This is a genomic window from Micromonospora sp. NPDC048063 (genome assembly GCF_043202855.1).
Classification (GTDB): domain Bacteria; phylum Actinomycetota; class Actinomycetes; order Mycobacteriales; family Micromonosporaceae; genus Micromonospora.
This window is the reverse complement of the sequence record NZ_JBIDBG010000014.1, coordinates 65,635-78,833: the sequence shown is the minus strand read 5'-3', so window position 1 is coordinate 78,833 and position 13,199 is coordinate 65,635. Positions and strand designations below refer to the sequence as shown.

Annotated in this window: 12 protein-coding genes; 4 read left to right on the top strand and 8 right to left on the bottom strand. The window is 74.5% G+C overall.

Annotated elements, in window-relative coordinates:
* The first annotated feature begins 10 nt into the window (after positions 1-10).
* The 3 genes from ACGFZ2_RS27215 to ACGFZ2_RS27205 all read left to right on the top strand — a co-directional run bounded on the left by ACGFZ2_RS27215 (position 11) and on the right by ACGFZ2_RS27205 (position 4,486).
* The gene (locus ACGFZ2_RS27215; protein ID WP_393458209.1) at positions 11-1,954 is read left to right on the top strand and encodes an amylo-alpha-1,6-glucosidase; all 1,944 of its coding nucleotides are present in this window, start codon (positions 11-13) and stop codon (positions 1,952-1,954) included.
* Positions 1,955-2,092: 138 nt separating this feature from the next.
* Complete coding sequence (locus ACGFZ2_RS27210; RefSeq protein ID WP_393268115.1) at positions 2,093-3,424, top strand: glycosyltransferase family 4 protein; 1,332 nt, start codon at positions 2,093-2,095, stop codon at positions 3,422-3,424.
* A 252-nt stretch (positions 3,425-3,676) separates the two neighbouring features.
* The gene (locus tag ACGFZ2_RS27205) at positions 3,677-4,486 is read left to right on the top strand and encodes a metal-dependent hydrolase (RefSeq protein ID WP_350711186.1); all 810 of its coding nucleotides are present in this window, start codon (positions 3,677-3,679) and stop codon (positions 4,484-4,486) included.
* Positions 4,487-4,501: 15 nt separating this feature from the next.
* On the opposite strand, the gene ACGFZ2_RS27200 is transcribed toward ACGFZ2_RS27205, so the two are convergent.
* The 5 genes from ACGFZ2_RS27200 to ACGFZ2_RS27180 form a co-directional block, all read right to left on the bottom strand.
* Positions 4,502-5,560 (bottom strand): phosphotransferase, encoded by a 1,059-nt coding sequence (locus ACGFZ2_RS27200; protein WP_393458207.1) that lies wholly within the window; start codon positions 5,558-5,560, stop codon positions 4,502-4,504.
* 11 nt (positions 5,561-5,571) lie between these two features.
* Entirely contained in the window at positions 5,572-6,126 is a 555-nt protein-coding gene (locus tag ACGFZ2_RS27195; RefSeq protein ID WP_393458204.1) for a hypothetical protein, read from the bottom strand.
* 211 nt (positions 6,127-6,337) lie between these two features.
* On the bottom strand, positions 6,338-7,513 hold the full coding sequence (locus ACGFZ2_RS27190) for a zinc-dependent alcohol dehydrogenase (protein WP_393458201.1): 1,176 nt from the start codon (positions 7,511-7,513) through the stop codon (positions 6,338-6,340).
* 55 nt (positions 7,514-7,568) lie between these two features.
* A complete protein-coding gene (locus ACGFZ2_RS27185; protein ID WP_393268287.1) occupies positions 7,569-8,162 on the bottom strand; it encodes an NTP transferase domain-containing protein in 594 nt (197 codons plus the stop codon).
* A 195-nt stretch (positions 8,163-8,357) separates the two neighbouring features.
* Positions 8,358-9,170 carry an NAD(P)H-binding protein gene (locus ACGFZ2_RS27180; protein ID WP_393458198.1) on the bottom strand — a complete coding sequence of 271 codons (813 nt, stop codon included), beginning with the start codon at positions 9,168-9,170 and terminating at the stop codon, positions 8,358-8,360.
* An 80-nt stretch (positions 9,171-9,250) separates the two neighbouring features.
* Here ACGFZ2_RS27180 and ACGFZ2_RS27175 point away from each other — a divergent pair, with 80 nt between their 5' ends.
* Entirely contained in the window at positions 9,251-9,664 is a 414-nt protein-coding gene (locus ACGFZ2_RS27175) for a winged helix-turn-helix transcriptional regulator (RefSeq protein WP_393268104.1), read from the top strand.
* A gap of 13 nt (positions 9,665-9,677) precedes the next feature.
* Here the strand turns inward: ACGFZ2_RS27175 and ACGFZ2_RS27170 are convergent, their stop codons facing one another.
* The 3 genes from ACGFZ2_RS27170 to ACGFZ2_RS27160 all read right to left on the bottom strand — a co-directional run bounded on the left by ACGFZ2_RS27170 (position 9,678) and on the right by ACGFZ2_RS27160 (position 13,190).
* A complete protein-coding gene (locus tag ACGFZ2_RS27170; protein ID WP_393458195.1) occupies positions 9,678-11,351 on the bottom strand; it encodes a bifunctional 3'-5' exonuclease/DNA polymerase in 1,674 nt (557 codons plus the stop codon).
* 60 nt (positions 11,352-11,411) lie between these two features.
* Positions 11,412-12,632: an MFS transporter gene (locus ACGFZ2_RS27165; RefSeq protein ID WP_393458192.1), complete on the bottom strand. Its 1,221-nt coding sequence runs from the start codon at positions 12,630-12,632 to the stop codon at positions 11,412-11,414.
* A gap of 75 nt (positions 12,633-12,707) precedes the next feature.
* Positions 12,708-13,190, bottom strand: a complete 483-nt coding sequence (locus ACGFZ2_RS27160) for a hypothetical protein (RefSeq protein ID WP_393458189.1) — start codon at positions 13,188-13,190, stop codon at positions 12,708-12,710.
* Positions 13,191-13,199 lie beyond the last annotated feature (9 nt).

Sequence of the window (13,199 nt, the reverse complement as noted above, 5' to 3'; positions counted from 1 at the left end):
TGGAGGAAAGTTGATCGACATTCGCTTGGGTCCGCAGGTGTGCGGCGACCTGACCGGCGGGGCGGCCCGGGAGTGGCTGGTCACCGACGGCCTCGGCGGGTACGCCATGGGCACCGTCAGCGGGCTGCGGACCCGCCGCTACCACGGCCTGCTGGTGGTGGCCGGTGAGACGCCGGCGTCCCGACGGGTGGGACTGGTCAGCCTGGACCCGGCGGTGGTCCTCGCCTCCGGCGCCCGGGTGCGCCTGGGCGCGCACGAGTGGGCCTCCGGCGACGTCGACCCGCGTGGCTTCGAGCTGCTGGAGCGGTTCGACCTGACCGACGGCCTGCCCCGGTGGCGCTGGCGGGTCGGCGACGTGGTGATCGAGCGGGAGCTGGCGATGACGCACGGCCGCCCGTGCGTGGCGGTGGTGCACCGGCTGGTCTCCGGCGGTCCGGTGCGGCTCGAACTGGCGGCGGTCTGCACCTGGCGGGACGCGCACGGCGAGCGCCGCGCCGACGGGCCGGCCCCGCGGGTGGAGCCGGTGCCGGGCGGGGCGGTGGTGGAGGGCGGTTTCCGGCTCGCCGGGCCGGACTGGACGCCGGAGGGTCGGTGGTGGCACGGCGCGCACCACCGGGAGGAGGCGGCGCGCGGCCTGCACCCCGACGAGGACCTCTGGTACGCCGGTCGCTTCTCCGGGGAGCTGGGCGGGCCGGGCGACACGGTGTCGGTGCTCGCCTGGGCCGGCGACCCGGCGCAGGAGCTCCCGCCGGCGACCGAGGTGGTGGCGGCGGCCCGGGCCCGCAACCGGCGGGTCGTGGCGGCGGCGAAGCCGGCGGACCCGGTCGAGGCGACGCTCGCGCTGGCCGCGGACGCCTTCGTGATCCGCACCGGCGCCGGGCCGGACGTGGTGGCCGGCTACCCGTGGTTCGGCGCCTGGTCGCGGGACACGATGATCTCCTACGAGGGGCTGTTCCTCTGCACCAACCGGGCCGACGAGGGCCGCGAGCTGCTGCGGGCGTACGCGGCGACGCTGTCGGAGGGGATGCTCGCCAACACCGCCGACACCGGCCGGGTGGAGTACAACACCGTCGACGCGACGCTGTGGTTCCTGCACGCGGTGAGCCGGCACGTCACCGTCACCGGCGACACCGACCTCGGCGACGAGCTGCTGCCCGCGTTGCGCGGGGTGGTCGACGCGCACCTGGCCGGCACCCGGTTCGGTATCGCCGTCGACCCGGCCGACGGGCTGCTCACCCAGGGCGGCACCCCGGGCACGGCGCTGACCTGGATGGACGCCCGGGTGTACGGGGTGCCGGTCACGCCGCGCACCGGCAAGCCGGTGGAGGTCAACGCGCTGTGGGTCAACGGGCTGGCCGGCCTCGCCGAGCTGACCGAGCTGGCCGGGCGGGACGCGACCGACCTGTGGCGGCTGCACGAGCGGGCCGTCGCCGCGTTCCGGGACCGGTTCCCCGCCCCGACGGGCTGGCTGCACGACGTGGTGGACGCGCCCGCGCCGGCGTACCCGCTGGGCGGGGCCGCGCACCACGACGACGACCTGCTCCGCCCCAACCAGTTGCTGGCCTGGTCGCTGCCGTACGCCCCGCTGGAGCCCGACGAGCCCACGCTGCGCCGGGTCGCTGCCGGGCTGCTCACCCCGCTGGGCCCGCGCAGTCTCTCCCCCGACTCGCCCGAGTTCGTCGGGCGGCACCGGGGCGGGCCGGCCGAGCGGGACGGCGCCTACCACCAGGGCACCGTGTGGCCCTGGCTGCTCGGTCCGTACGCCGACGCCGCCCGGCGGGCCAAGATGCCGGTCGACGACCTTTTCGTGGGCATCGAAGCTCATCTGGCCGAATACGGCCTGGGATCGGTGAGCGAGACGGCCGACGGCCTCCCGCCGCACGGCGCGACCGGCTGCCCGTTCCAGGCGTGGTCGGTCGCCGAGGTGCTGCGCGTGCGCCGCACCCGCCGGTAGCGCTTTACACGACCGCAACGGCGGCGTCTCCGCTGGTTAGCCGGCCGCCAGGAGGATGGGTGCCGATCCGGTCGCGACACCCGGCGGGCACCCTCCGCGGTGCCGGCGCGCGCTCGGGGACAACTCAAAGGGGGCCGCATGTCACCTGACGCCGACGTGATCGACATCCACCCCACCCGGCAGCAGCGGGTGCTGATGCTCTCCTGGGAGTACCCGCCCGTACTCGTGGGCGGGCTCGGCCGGCACGTGCACGCCCTGTCGGTGGCCCTGGCCGCCGCCGGGCACGAGGTCACCGTCGTCACCCGGCACGCCGACGGCGCGCCCCTGGAGGAGTACGCCGACGGCGTCCGGATCCTGCGGGCCGCCGAGGACCCGGTGACCTTCCCGCTGGCCACCTCCTCCCTGCTCGCCTGGACGATGGCGTTCAACCACACCCTGACCCGGGCCGCCCTGCGCGCCACCGAGGCCGGCACGTACGACGTCATCCACGCCCACGACTGGCTCGTCGCGCACACCGCCGTCACCCTCGCCGAGCACCTGGATCTGCCGCTGGTCAGCACCATCCACGCCACCGAGGCCGGCCGGCACCAGGGCTGGCTGCCGGAGGAGATGAACCGCACCATCCACGGTGTCGAGCACTGGCTGAGCAACGCCTCCGCCCGGGTGATCGCCTGCTCCGGCTACATGCGCGAACAGGTCGCCACGCTCTTCGACCTGCCGGCCGACCGGATCGACGTGGTGCCCAACGGGGTCGACGACCGGGCCTGGCGGGCGCAACCCCGGGCGGTCGCCTCGGCCCGCGCCCGGTTCGCCGGCGACGGCCCCCTCGTCGGGTACGCCGGCCGGCTGGTCTACGAGAAGGGCGTGCAGCACCTGGTGCACGCCGTGCCGCACCTGCGCGACCGGCACCCCGGGCTGCGGGTGGTGATCGCGGGCGACGGCCCCTACCGCGCCGAGTTGGAGGAGGAGGCCCGCCGGCTCGCGCTCGGGCAGACCGTACGCTTCGCCGGCTTCCTGGACTCGACCCAGCTCCCGGCGCTGCTCGGCGCCACCGACGCGACCGTGGTGCCCAGCCTCTACGAGCCTTTCGGGATGGTGGCCCTGGAGGCGGCGGCGGCCGGCGCGCCCCTCGCGGTGGCCCGCACCGGCGGCCTCGCGGAGATCGTCGAGCCGGGCGTGACCGGCGTGACCTTCCCGCACAGCGACCCGGACGCCCTCGCCGGCGCGGTCGACCGGCTCATCGGCGACGAGGTCTTCGCCCGGCGGGTGGCCCGGCAGGCCCGCACCATGGTCGGCCGGCGGTACGGCTGGGCCACCATCGCGGCCCGGACCGCCGGCACGTACGCGACCGCGTGCCGGGAGCACGGCCCGGCGCAGGCCCGGCGGGCCGCCGCCCGGCTCGGTGAGCCCCGGCAGAAGATCACCATTCCCGAGGGGAATCTCCTCGCGGTCGGCGGCGCCGCCTGCTGAACCGGCCGGCGGCCTGCCGGACGGCGTGCGGGACGGCGTGCCGGGCCACCCCGCGCGGCACGCCGTCCGGTGGCCGACAGAACGGCCCCGCCCGCCCGGCGGCACGCGATACTTCCTGGTGGCCCGGCATCGACCGGCACCCCTCCCCGACACCACCCTCTGTGGACCGTCCGGGTGATGCCCCTGCGCCACCGCGACGAACTACAGTGGCGTAGTTTTGGCGCTCAAGATCCCTGGGGAGGGCGAGCCGACATGATGGGACCGTCCCACGCGCTGTCCGGCGCGGCGGTGTGGCTGACCGGGTCCTGGGCGCTGGACCACTTCGCCAACTACCACCAGACTCCGCTGGAGCTCGCCGTCGGCACCGCGGTCTGCGCCGGCGGGGCGCTCTTCCCCGACCTCGACCTGTCCGGCAAGGTGACCCGCAACCAGGGCGGGGCCACCGTCGCCCGCACCTTCGGCGTGTTCTCGCTCTTCATCGCCGAGGTGATGGAGAAGATCTCGCTCGGGGTCTACTACGCGACCAAGCTCAGCAAGGACCCCCGCCGCAACAACGGCCACCGGACGCTGACCCACACCATCCCGTTCACCCTGCTGGTCGGCTGGGGCACCACCACGCTCTGCGCCGCGTACGGCAAGTGGGCGGTGATCGGCATCCTGTTCTTCATGTTCGGGCTGGCCCTGCGCGGGCTGTTCGACAAGTGGGCGGAGCGGGCCGGCTGGGTCATCGTGACCCTCGCGTCGGCCGGAGCGGCCTGGTTCACCTTCGCCAACCTGCCCGGCGACCGGGGCTACCCGCTGATCGGCACCGCCGTCGGGGTGGGCTGCTTCGTGCACATCCTCGGCGACATGATCACCCGGGCGGGCGTGCCGATCCTGTGGCCGATCCCGATCAAACGTCGGATGTGGACGCCGATCGGCCTGCCGAACAAGATCGCCCTGCGGGCCGGCAGCAAGACCGAGGTGATCGTCGTCCGGGCCGTGCTGACGGCGGTCTCGGTGCTCGCGGCACTCGGGCTGGTCGCCCCGTCGGTGTTGCAGCGCTTCAACATCGAGGGCTGAGCGGCCCCCGACCCGTCAGGACAGCGCCTCGGCGGCCCAGCGCACCAGCAACTCCAGCACCGGCCGGCGGCCGGCCATCATCTCCGCCTCGTCACGCGCGTCGTAGGTCCCGCTGATCGCGGTCCGGCCGAGCCGGCCGAGCATCATCGGCGCCAGCCAGAAGTACTTGGCCGCCCCGGTGAGCCGGACGGCCCGGACGACCACGGCCGGTGCGACGGCGCCGCGCAGCCCCTCGACGTAGCGGTCGACCACCGTGGCGGCCACCTCGTCGAGCAGGGCGACGTCGACCAGCCCGTCGAGGAAGGTGTCGAGCACCAGGTTCGCCGCGTCCTCGCCGAGCGGCCCCGGCCCCACGCCCGACCAGTCCAGCAGCACCGGGCCGCCGTCGCCGAACACCAGGTTCATGGGCCAGCAGTCGTGGTGGCAGAGCGTGCGGGGCAGCGGGTCGGTGGCCGCCAGCACCTCGTGCCGCCGCTCCCACAGCGTGCGCAGGGCGTCGCGCAGGGGGCGCGGCCAGGCAGCGACGGCGACCGGGTGCTCCCACGGCACCGCGGCGGCCACCGGCCGGGTGAGCGTGTAGTCGCGCAGCCAGTCACGCGCCAGCCAGAACGCCCGGCCGCCCGGCAGCAGCTCCCGCGCCTCGGGATCGCCCAGCCAGCGGGCGTGCCCGGCGCCGAGCCGGGCGGCAACCTCGCCGAGGTCGGCGGGCGTGCAGGCGATGCCCGGCCGGCCGATCGCCTCGGCCAGCCACAGCGCCACCGACCCGTCCGGCCGGTCGTCGACCGCCAGCGACGTCGGCGCGGCCAGCCCCGCGTCGGCGTACGCGGCGGTGGCCAGGCCGCTGCGGTACGCCTCGACCTCGCGTCGCCAGTAGTTCCAGTGCCCTGGCTCGTCGCTGCCGGCCCAGTGCGCCGGGCCCGGGCGGCCAGGCGGGGTGACCAGCTTCAGCACGGCCGCCTGTCCGTCCCGGCGGGTGCGCCAGATGCCACCGGTCACCCCGTTGAGCGTGTTGTGGGTGAGCTGCTCGGCCGGCACGCCGGCAGGGACGAGGTCGGCCGGTGGACGGTCCGGCACGCCGGTCACCGTCAGGGCCGGTCGGCGTGGTCGGCCCGGGGGGCCGCCGGCACCGGGCCCTCGGAGCCGGCGGGCGACTGCTGGGCGGCCACGGTGTCGGAGGAATCGGTGCGGCGCCAGCGGGGCAGGAGCCGGGTCGCCGCCGGCGAGCCGTGCACGACGGCGGCGTAGGCCACGACGGGGCAGAGCAGCGCCGCCGTCGTGAGCGGCCAGGCCAGCACCGCGTCGGTGACGGCCGTCTCCGTGACCGCCGCGACGCCGCCGACGTACAGCCCGACGATCACCACGGCGACGGCGCAGGCCGCCAGCGTGCGGGCCACCGGCCCGTGGCGGCTCGCGGCGGCGTCGGCGATCACGACGGCCGGCGCCACCGCCAGCGGCACGAGCGCGGCGCCCAGCAGGGCGGCGACCAGCACCCAGAACGGCCCGGCCAACGGACTGCCCAGGGGGGCACCCGTGACCAGCGCGTACGCGAACAGCGCCAGGTAGCAGACCACCGCCTCGACGACGAACACCAGCCAGGCGGCCACCGCCCCGGCGACGTACCGGGCCACCGTGCCGATCATGGAACCTCCCCCGATGCCGGCGGGCTCCCCCGGCCCGCGTCGGCGAGCGGCGCCGCGCCGCGCCCCGCCGACGGTATCGGAAGGACCGCCCGTCGTGCGTCCCCGCGTCGCGGCCCCACCTGACACGGGGCACGTCGCCGACGGGCAGGAGCGATGTCACGCCTGGCGCCCGGGTGGGCGGCGGTGCGCCGGCCCGCTTCGGGTGTCGCGGTCACCCTGCCGGCTCGAAGACGACCCGTACGCAGCCGTCGAGCCTGTTCCTGAACAGGTGGTAGCCCTGCGGGGCGTCGGCGAGCGGCATGGTGTGGGTCGCGAGGTGTTCGGTGACGAGCTCGCCGCGGGCCATGCGCTCCAGCAGCATCGGAATGTAGCGCTGTCCGTGCTGCTGAGCGCCGCGCAGGGTGAGACCCTTGTTCGTCACGGCCCCGAGCGGGAACTTGTCGACCGGGCCGGCGTAGCCGCCGAGGAGGAACACGCTTCCGCCCTTGCGGCAGTGGTGGATCGCCTCGCGGGCGGCGACGGGACGCTCCGATTCGAGGCGAAGCTGCTGCTTGACCTGGTCGAACAGGAACTGCGGGCCGCTGCTGCGGGCCTGCGTGCCGACGGCCTCGATGCACACGTCGGGTCCGCGTCCGCCGCTGCGTTCCCGCAGTTCACCGCCGACATCCTGGGTCTGGTGGTTGAGCGTCTCCACCCCCAGGTGGTCCCGCGCCATCCGCAACCGGTACTCCATCCGGTCGATCACGACGACGCGCTCCGCGCCGAGCAGGACGGCTGCGCGGGCCGCCAACTGCCCGACCGCGCCGGCGCCCCAGACGGCGACCACGTCGCCGGCCTTGACGCCACCGAGATCGGCGCCCATCCAACCCGTCGGGGCGGCGTCGGAGGCGAACACGGCCCGCTCGTCGCTGACGCCGTCCGGGACGGTGAAGGCCCCGTGGTCGGCGTAGGGGACGCGGACGTACTCGGCGTGACTGCCCGCGAAACCGCCCAGGGCGTGCGAGTAGCCGTAGCACCCGCCCGGCGCGAAGCCCCACCCGCCCTCGGTGACGGCCGGGTTGGTGTTCCCGTTGTCACACAGCGAGAACTGCTGTTGCCGGCAGTACCAGCAGCGCCCGCAGGCGACGAAGGAGCAGACCACCACGCGGTCGCCCACCCTGTGCTCGCGCACCTGCGGGCCGACCTCGACCACCTCGCCGAGGAACTCGTGGCCCAGCACGTCACCCCGCTCCATGAACGGGATGTAGCCGTCCAGCAGGTGCAGGTCCGAGCCGCAGGTGGCCGTCTTCCGTACCCGGACGATCATGTCCTGCTCGTTGCGCAACTGCGGATCCGGCACCCGCGCCACGGCGAGCTCGTCGGCGCCCTGCCACACCAACGCCTTCACTTTCGCCCCTTCCGGCGCTGACCAGACACCGTCACCGACGTCGTGGGCGGGGCATCTAGACGCCGACCCGCTGGGGCGGGACCGTCAGCCCGTAGAGCGCCATCAGCTCCGGGGTGTCGACCCGGCTGCCGTCGGCGACCGAGTCGCAGGAGATGTCGACGATCTGGTCCTTGTGGGCCAGCAGGTAGGGCCGGGCGCCGACGTCCGCGCTGGCCAGGGTGGCGATGCCGGACCAGTGCCGGCGCCCGAACAGCATCGGGTAGCCGCGCAGCCCGGCGTACGTGGCGCAGACCAGCACGTCGGGGTACGGCAGCGCGATCACCCGGCGGACGGCGGCGGCGGTGAGGCCGGGCATGTCGACCGGCACGACCACGACCGCCTCGATCCCCTCGTCGTCGAGCGCGGCCAGGCCGGCCCGGATGGACGAGCCGACGCCGGTGCCCCACGCCCGGTTGATCACCACCGTGGCCCGACTCAGGTCGGCCGTCTCGCGGACCTGGTCGGCCGCCGCGCCCAGCACGACCACGATCTGCTCGCAGCCCGCCTCGGTCATCGTGTCGATCATCTGGTCCACCAGCGGCTTCTCTCCCTGGTGCAGCAGGGCCTCCGGGCCACCGATGCGGCGTCCCCCGCCCGCGGCGATGATCATTCCTGCGATCCGGTTCAGCTGGGCCCCCTCCACCATGGAGCGGACCGTGACGCGAGGGCACGGCCCGCTCCGTCGTACGGACATCGGGAGCAACGAGGAGACGGCGAGCCGGGTAGCGGGGCGAAAGGGGAAAATAGTGCAACTGTTACCAACCGGCAACCCCGCCGAATCGCCCGCCACGGACTGTCCGGCCGATCAGGACGACGCCCTCGCGGCGGCGACCGCGACCGGCATCGGGTCACGGGGTGGACGCGGGAGCAGGCGGGCAAGGTCGCCGTGGGTCTCGGCGAGGAACCCGCCCGCCGTGGCAGAGTAGATCGACATGAGCATCGCCGGCTGGAAGGGCAGCAGGCCCGGGCCCGCCAGCGCGGCACGACGCTCGCCCAGCGACACCGGACGGTAGGGCACCTCCAGCGCGGCGGCGAGACCGGCCGCCGTGAGCGCGACGGGCCCCGTCAGCTCGTACGTGCGGTGGCGGTGGGCGGCGGGGTCGGCGGCCACCCGGACGGCCGCGTCGGCCAGGTCCTGCCGGGCCACCGCCGCCAACGCACCCGCGCCGAACGGGGCGGTCACCGCGCCGCCGACGGGGGCGGCCAACTGGCCGAACAGCTCCGCGTAGAGCCCGTTGCGCAGGATCGTCCAGCCCAGCCGGCTCTCCCGCAGGCGGCGCTCCGTCCACCGGTGCGCCAACGCGAACGCCAGGTGGTCGCCGGCCCCGACCAGGCTCGTGTAGACCACGTGGTCCACCCCGTGCCGCTCCGCCGCCGCGATCACCCGCTCGTGGCGGGCGATGACCACGTCGTCCTCGCCGTAGCCGGCGGAGACCAGCACCAGGACACGTACGCCCGCGAGGTCCGGCCCCGCCGGGTCGTCGAAGTCCACGTGCCGCCCGGCGTCGGCGAAGCGGCCGGGGGTACGGGTGCCGGCGAGCGGGGCCAGGCCCCGCTCGGCCAGACCGGCGTGGATGAGGGAGCCCAGGTGCCCGGAGGCACCGGTGACCAGCAGCATGATGAGCCTTCCGCGTGGTACCGAATCGGAACTAACCTCATCGTCGGGAACCACGGAACCGGGCACAAGGAGGCACTTCCATGTCGGCAGGGCACACGGCGGTAACCGACGCGCTGGCACCGTGCGGGTTGCCCGAGCATCCGGACTGCGGAATCCGCGACGTGCTCGACCGCATCGGCGACAAGTGGTCGGTGCTCGCGATCGTCGAACTCTCCTCCGGCGTCCGGCGGTTCCGGGAGCTACAGCGGGGCATCCACGGCATCTCGCAACGGATGCTCACCCTGACCCTGCGCCGCCTGGAACGCGACGGCCTGGTGCTGCGCACCGCGTACCCGACCGTCCCGGTGACCGTGACCTACGAGCTGACCGCGCGCGGCCGGAGCCTGACCCACCTCGTCCGGCAGCTGGCCGACTGGTCGCTGGCCCACAAGGACGCGATCGCCGAGTCCCGTCGGACGTGGGACGCCGCCAACCCCGGATCAGCCGTCTCCTGACCGGCGGGCCCCGTCACGCCGCGTCCGCGTAGCAGTCGACGACGGACAGATCCAGCGGGAAGCGGACCGGGGTGTCGCCGAAGAGCAGGGCACCGGCCCGGTCGCCGGCGCGGGTGACCGCCTCGGCGACCGCGCCGGCCTGCTCCGCCGGGCAGTGCACGATCACCTCGTCGTGCTGGAAGAAGACCAGCTCGGCACGGGTGCCGGCGAGCCCGCCGCGCAGCGTCGCCAGCAGGGTCGAGGCCCACTCGGCGGCGGTGGCCTGGATGACGAAGTTGCGGGTGAACCGCCCCCGGGACCGGGCCGCCCGGGCACGCGGCGACTGCGGGTCGCCGCCGCCGTCGGGGTCGGCCTCCTCGCCGTCGCCGAACCCCGCCGTGCCGGGCGGGCAGGTGCGCCCCAGCCAGGAACGCACGAGCCCGCCGGCCTCGCCGGTGCGGGCGGCCGCCTCGACGTAGCCGAAGGCGGTCGGGTAGTTGCGCCGCAGCACCGCCAGCGCCGGCACCGCCGACCCGCCGGTCTGCCCGTACATGGCCCCGAGCAGGGCCACCTTGGCGCGGGCCCGGTCACCGGCGAAGGCGTCCTGGGCGAGGGCGGCGTAGAGGTCGCCGGCGCCGCCGGCCGCGGCGAGCCGGGCGTCGCCCGAGACCGCGGCCAGCACCCTCGGCTCCAACTGGCCCGCGTCGGCGACCACGAACCGCCAGCCCGGGTCGGCGACCACCGCCCGCCGGATCACCTTGGGGATCTGCAACGCGCCCCCGCCCCGGGTGGCCCACCGGCCGGAGACCACCCCGCCCGGGACGTACTCCGGCTGGAACCGCCCGTCGCGCACCCAGGCGTCGCGCCAGGCCCAGCCGTGTGCCGTCCAGATCCGGTACAGCTCCTTGTATTCCAGGACCAGCGGCACCGCCGGGTGGTCCACCCCCCGCAGCACCCAGGCGCGGGTGTTGGGCAGTTCCACGCCCGCCCGGGCGAACGCCCGCAACAGCTCCGCCGGGGAGTCGGCGTGCAGTTGGCGTACGCCGAACGCGTCGGCGATCCGGGCGGCCAGCTCGGCCAGCCGGCGCGGCGGGCCGCCCACGGGCGACGGCTCGCCGAGCAGCTCGGCGAGGATCTCGTCGTGCACCTCGGCCCGCCAGGGCAACCCGGCGGCACCCATCTCCACGGCGATCAGCGCGCCGGCCGACTCGGCGGCGACCAGCAGCCGGAACCGGCCGGGGTGTTCGGTCGCGGCGATCCGGGCGAGCTGGTCGGCGTACACCCGGGTCAGCGCCTCCATGCCGGGGCCCGGCGGACCGGGCAGGGCGTCGAAGAGCGCGCCCTGGCCGTGGCCGGGCGGCGCGGCCGGGCGCGGCGGTGGGTCGGCCGGCACCGGCGCGCCGGTGAGCCGCGCCCAGGCCGCAGCGAGCGCGCGGGGCTCGCCCCAGCGGCCGGCGTGCCCGAGCAGCAGGGCCTCGGTCAGCTCCACGTCGTGGCAGCGCTCCACCCGCACCCCGGCGCGCAGCAGCGCAGGGTAGACCGTGGCGCCGGACGCCCACACCCAGCGCGGCTGGGCGGCCCGCTCGCGCGCGGCCACCGCGGCGGCCAGGTCGGCCGCCGGCTCGACCGGGCCGACAGGAGCCCCGGCAGCGTCGAGGGGTTGCAGGGCTCCCCCGCCCCGCTCATCCGACACCACCGCCACCAGCACGAACGCGATTCTGCCTCGTTCCTACGACACTCCCCGCGACCCACCCCACCGCCACAACGTCTACCGTTGTGACCGCACAGGTGGGCGGGGTTGGCTGCCGAAGCCGTTGGTGGACGCGGTTACGCTCCGCCGCATCGGTGAGCGGTAGAAGGTGGCAACGGCAGAAGTCAGGCAGATCCCGGCAGCTGCGATGAGTGACGGGCGGCTGCCGAGGTGAACAGCCGCGGAGCCGAGCGGGATCGCCAGAGCGATCGGCCCGAACATCACGGTGTTGGCCGTCGCGGCGACTCGCCCGAGCAACGCCGTCGGTGTGTGCGTCTGCACTGCGGTCACCGCTGCGACCAGGGTCAAGGGCAGGCCGATGCCGGCGACCACCGAGGCGGCAACCGTGACCGGCCACCAGGGCAGGCAGCGTGCCAGGCAGCCGGCTGCGAACAGCACCGTGCCGGCGATGCCGACAGCAACTGGGCCCCGACGGGCGATGAGTGGGCCGACGATCAGTCCGCCGAGGATGGACCCGGCGCCCTGGGCACCGGCCAGCACGCCGAGGAACGCAGGCGGCAGGCCAAGCACCCCGATGACGATCGCGTAGACGGCCGCGGTCGTGAAGCCGGACATGGCAATGGACACTGCGGCGAGTGCGACGGTGACGCGCACCACCGGTTGCCCGAACAGGATGGCGAGCCCTGCGCGGAGGCCGCGCTGCCGCTGCTGCGGACGGTCGGCTGGCGTACGGGTCAGTCGCACTCTCGCGTACAGGATGGCGACCAGGACGGGCGCGGCCGCGCTGAGGACGGCCACCACGTGACCACCGTGCCATGCGTAGAGGCCCGCGCCGGCCAGTGGAGCCACGAGCTTCATGCCTTCCTGAGCGCTCGAACGCCAGCCGTTGACATGGCCGAGTTCCGTAGGTGACAGCGATGACGGCAGCAGCGCGGTCTCGCCCGCGTCAATCAGCACGTGGCCGAGCCCGTAGGCGCACAGGACGGCGAAGATCAGCCAGGTTTCGCCGGGTCCCCGCACCGCGAACAGACTCAGCAGAACGGCGGCCAACGTGAGGTTGACTGCGATGATCAGTGGTCGCGCCGGCGCCCGGTCGAAGAGACCTCCCAGCCACGGGCCAGCAAGTACCGGGGCATACACGCACAGCCCGGCGAGGGCCGCGAGGCTGCTGGAACCGGTGAGGTCGAGGAGCCAGATCCCGGCTACCAGGGACATGACGCTGCCACCGAAGCCCGACAGCAGCGATATCGCCACGAACAGTCCAGCATTGCGGCGCATGAGGCCTCCAAGGTTGAGCCGAGGTGACTCATCCTCATTACTTGAGCCTCAGCGAGGCAATGCCGCGGGCGGCTGTCAAGCTTTCGTTGACAGCCCCGCCTCCAGGCTCGCGGCGACCGCTCGAACGGGCCTCGGCAACCGTTGGCACCCCACCTCGGCGAGGTCGGCGGCGACATGCGATGCCAGCGCGTAGAGCGAGCCCGGAACGGCATCGAGCGCGGCCTCTGCCGTACTTCGTACGAGCGCCGCCCGCCGGAACCGGGTATCCCAACCTCGATCCACATCGATCCAGCGATGAAGATCCGCTATCGCGGTCCGCAACGCCGCGATCCGCGGCGAATAGTGAAGATCGAGGTTCTGCCGCCGGGACCATCGGGCTGCCGCCAGACGTTGGCGACGCTGCTCCGCGGCCTGCCGACTACCGAGTCCCAGCGCGGCAGCGATCTGCGCCCATGTCGCACCCTGGTAGCGGGCGCGGTCGATGAGCTCCAACTCTTGCTCGTCGAGTCGGCAACGGGCAGCTCGGATCTCGGCCAACTGACCCATCTCCGGTGTCACACGTCAACG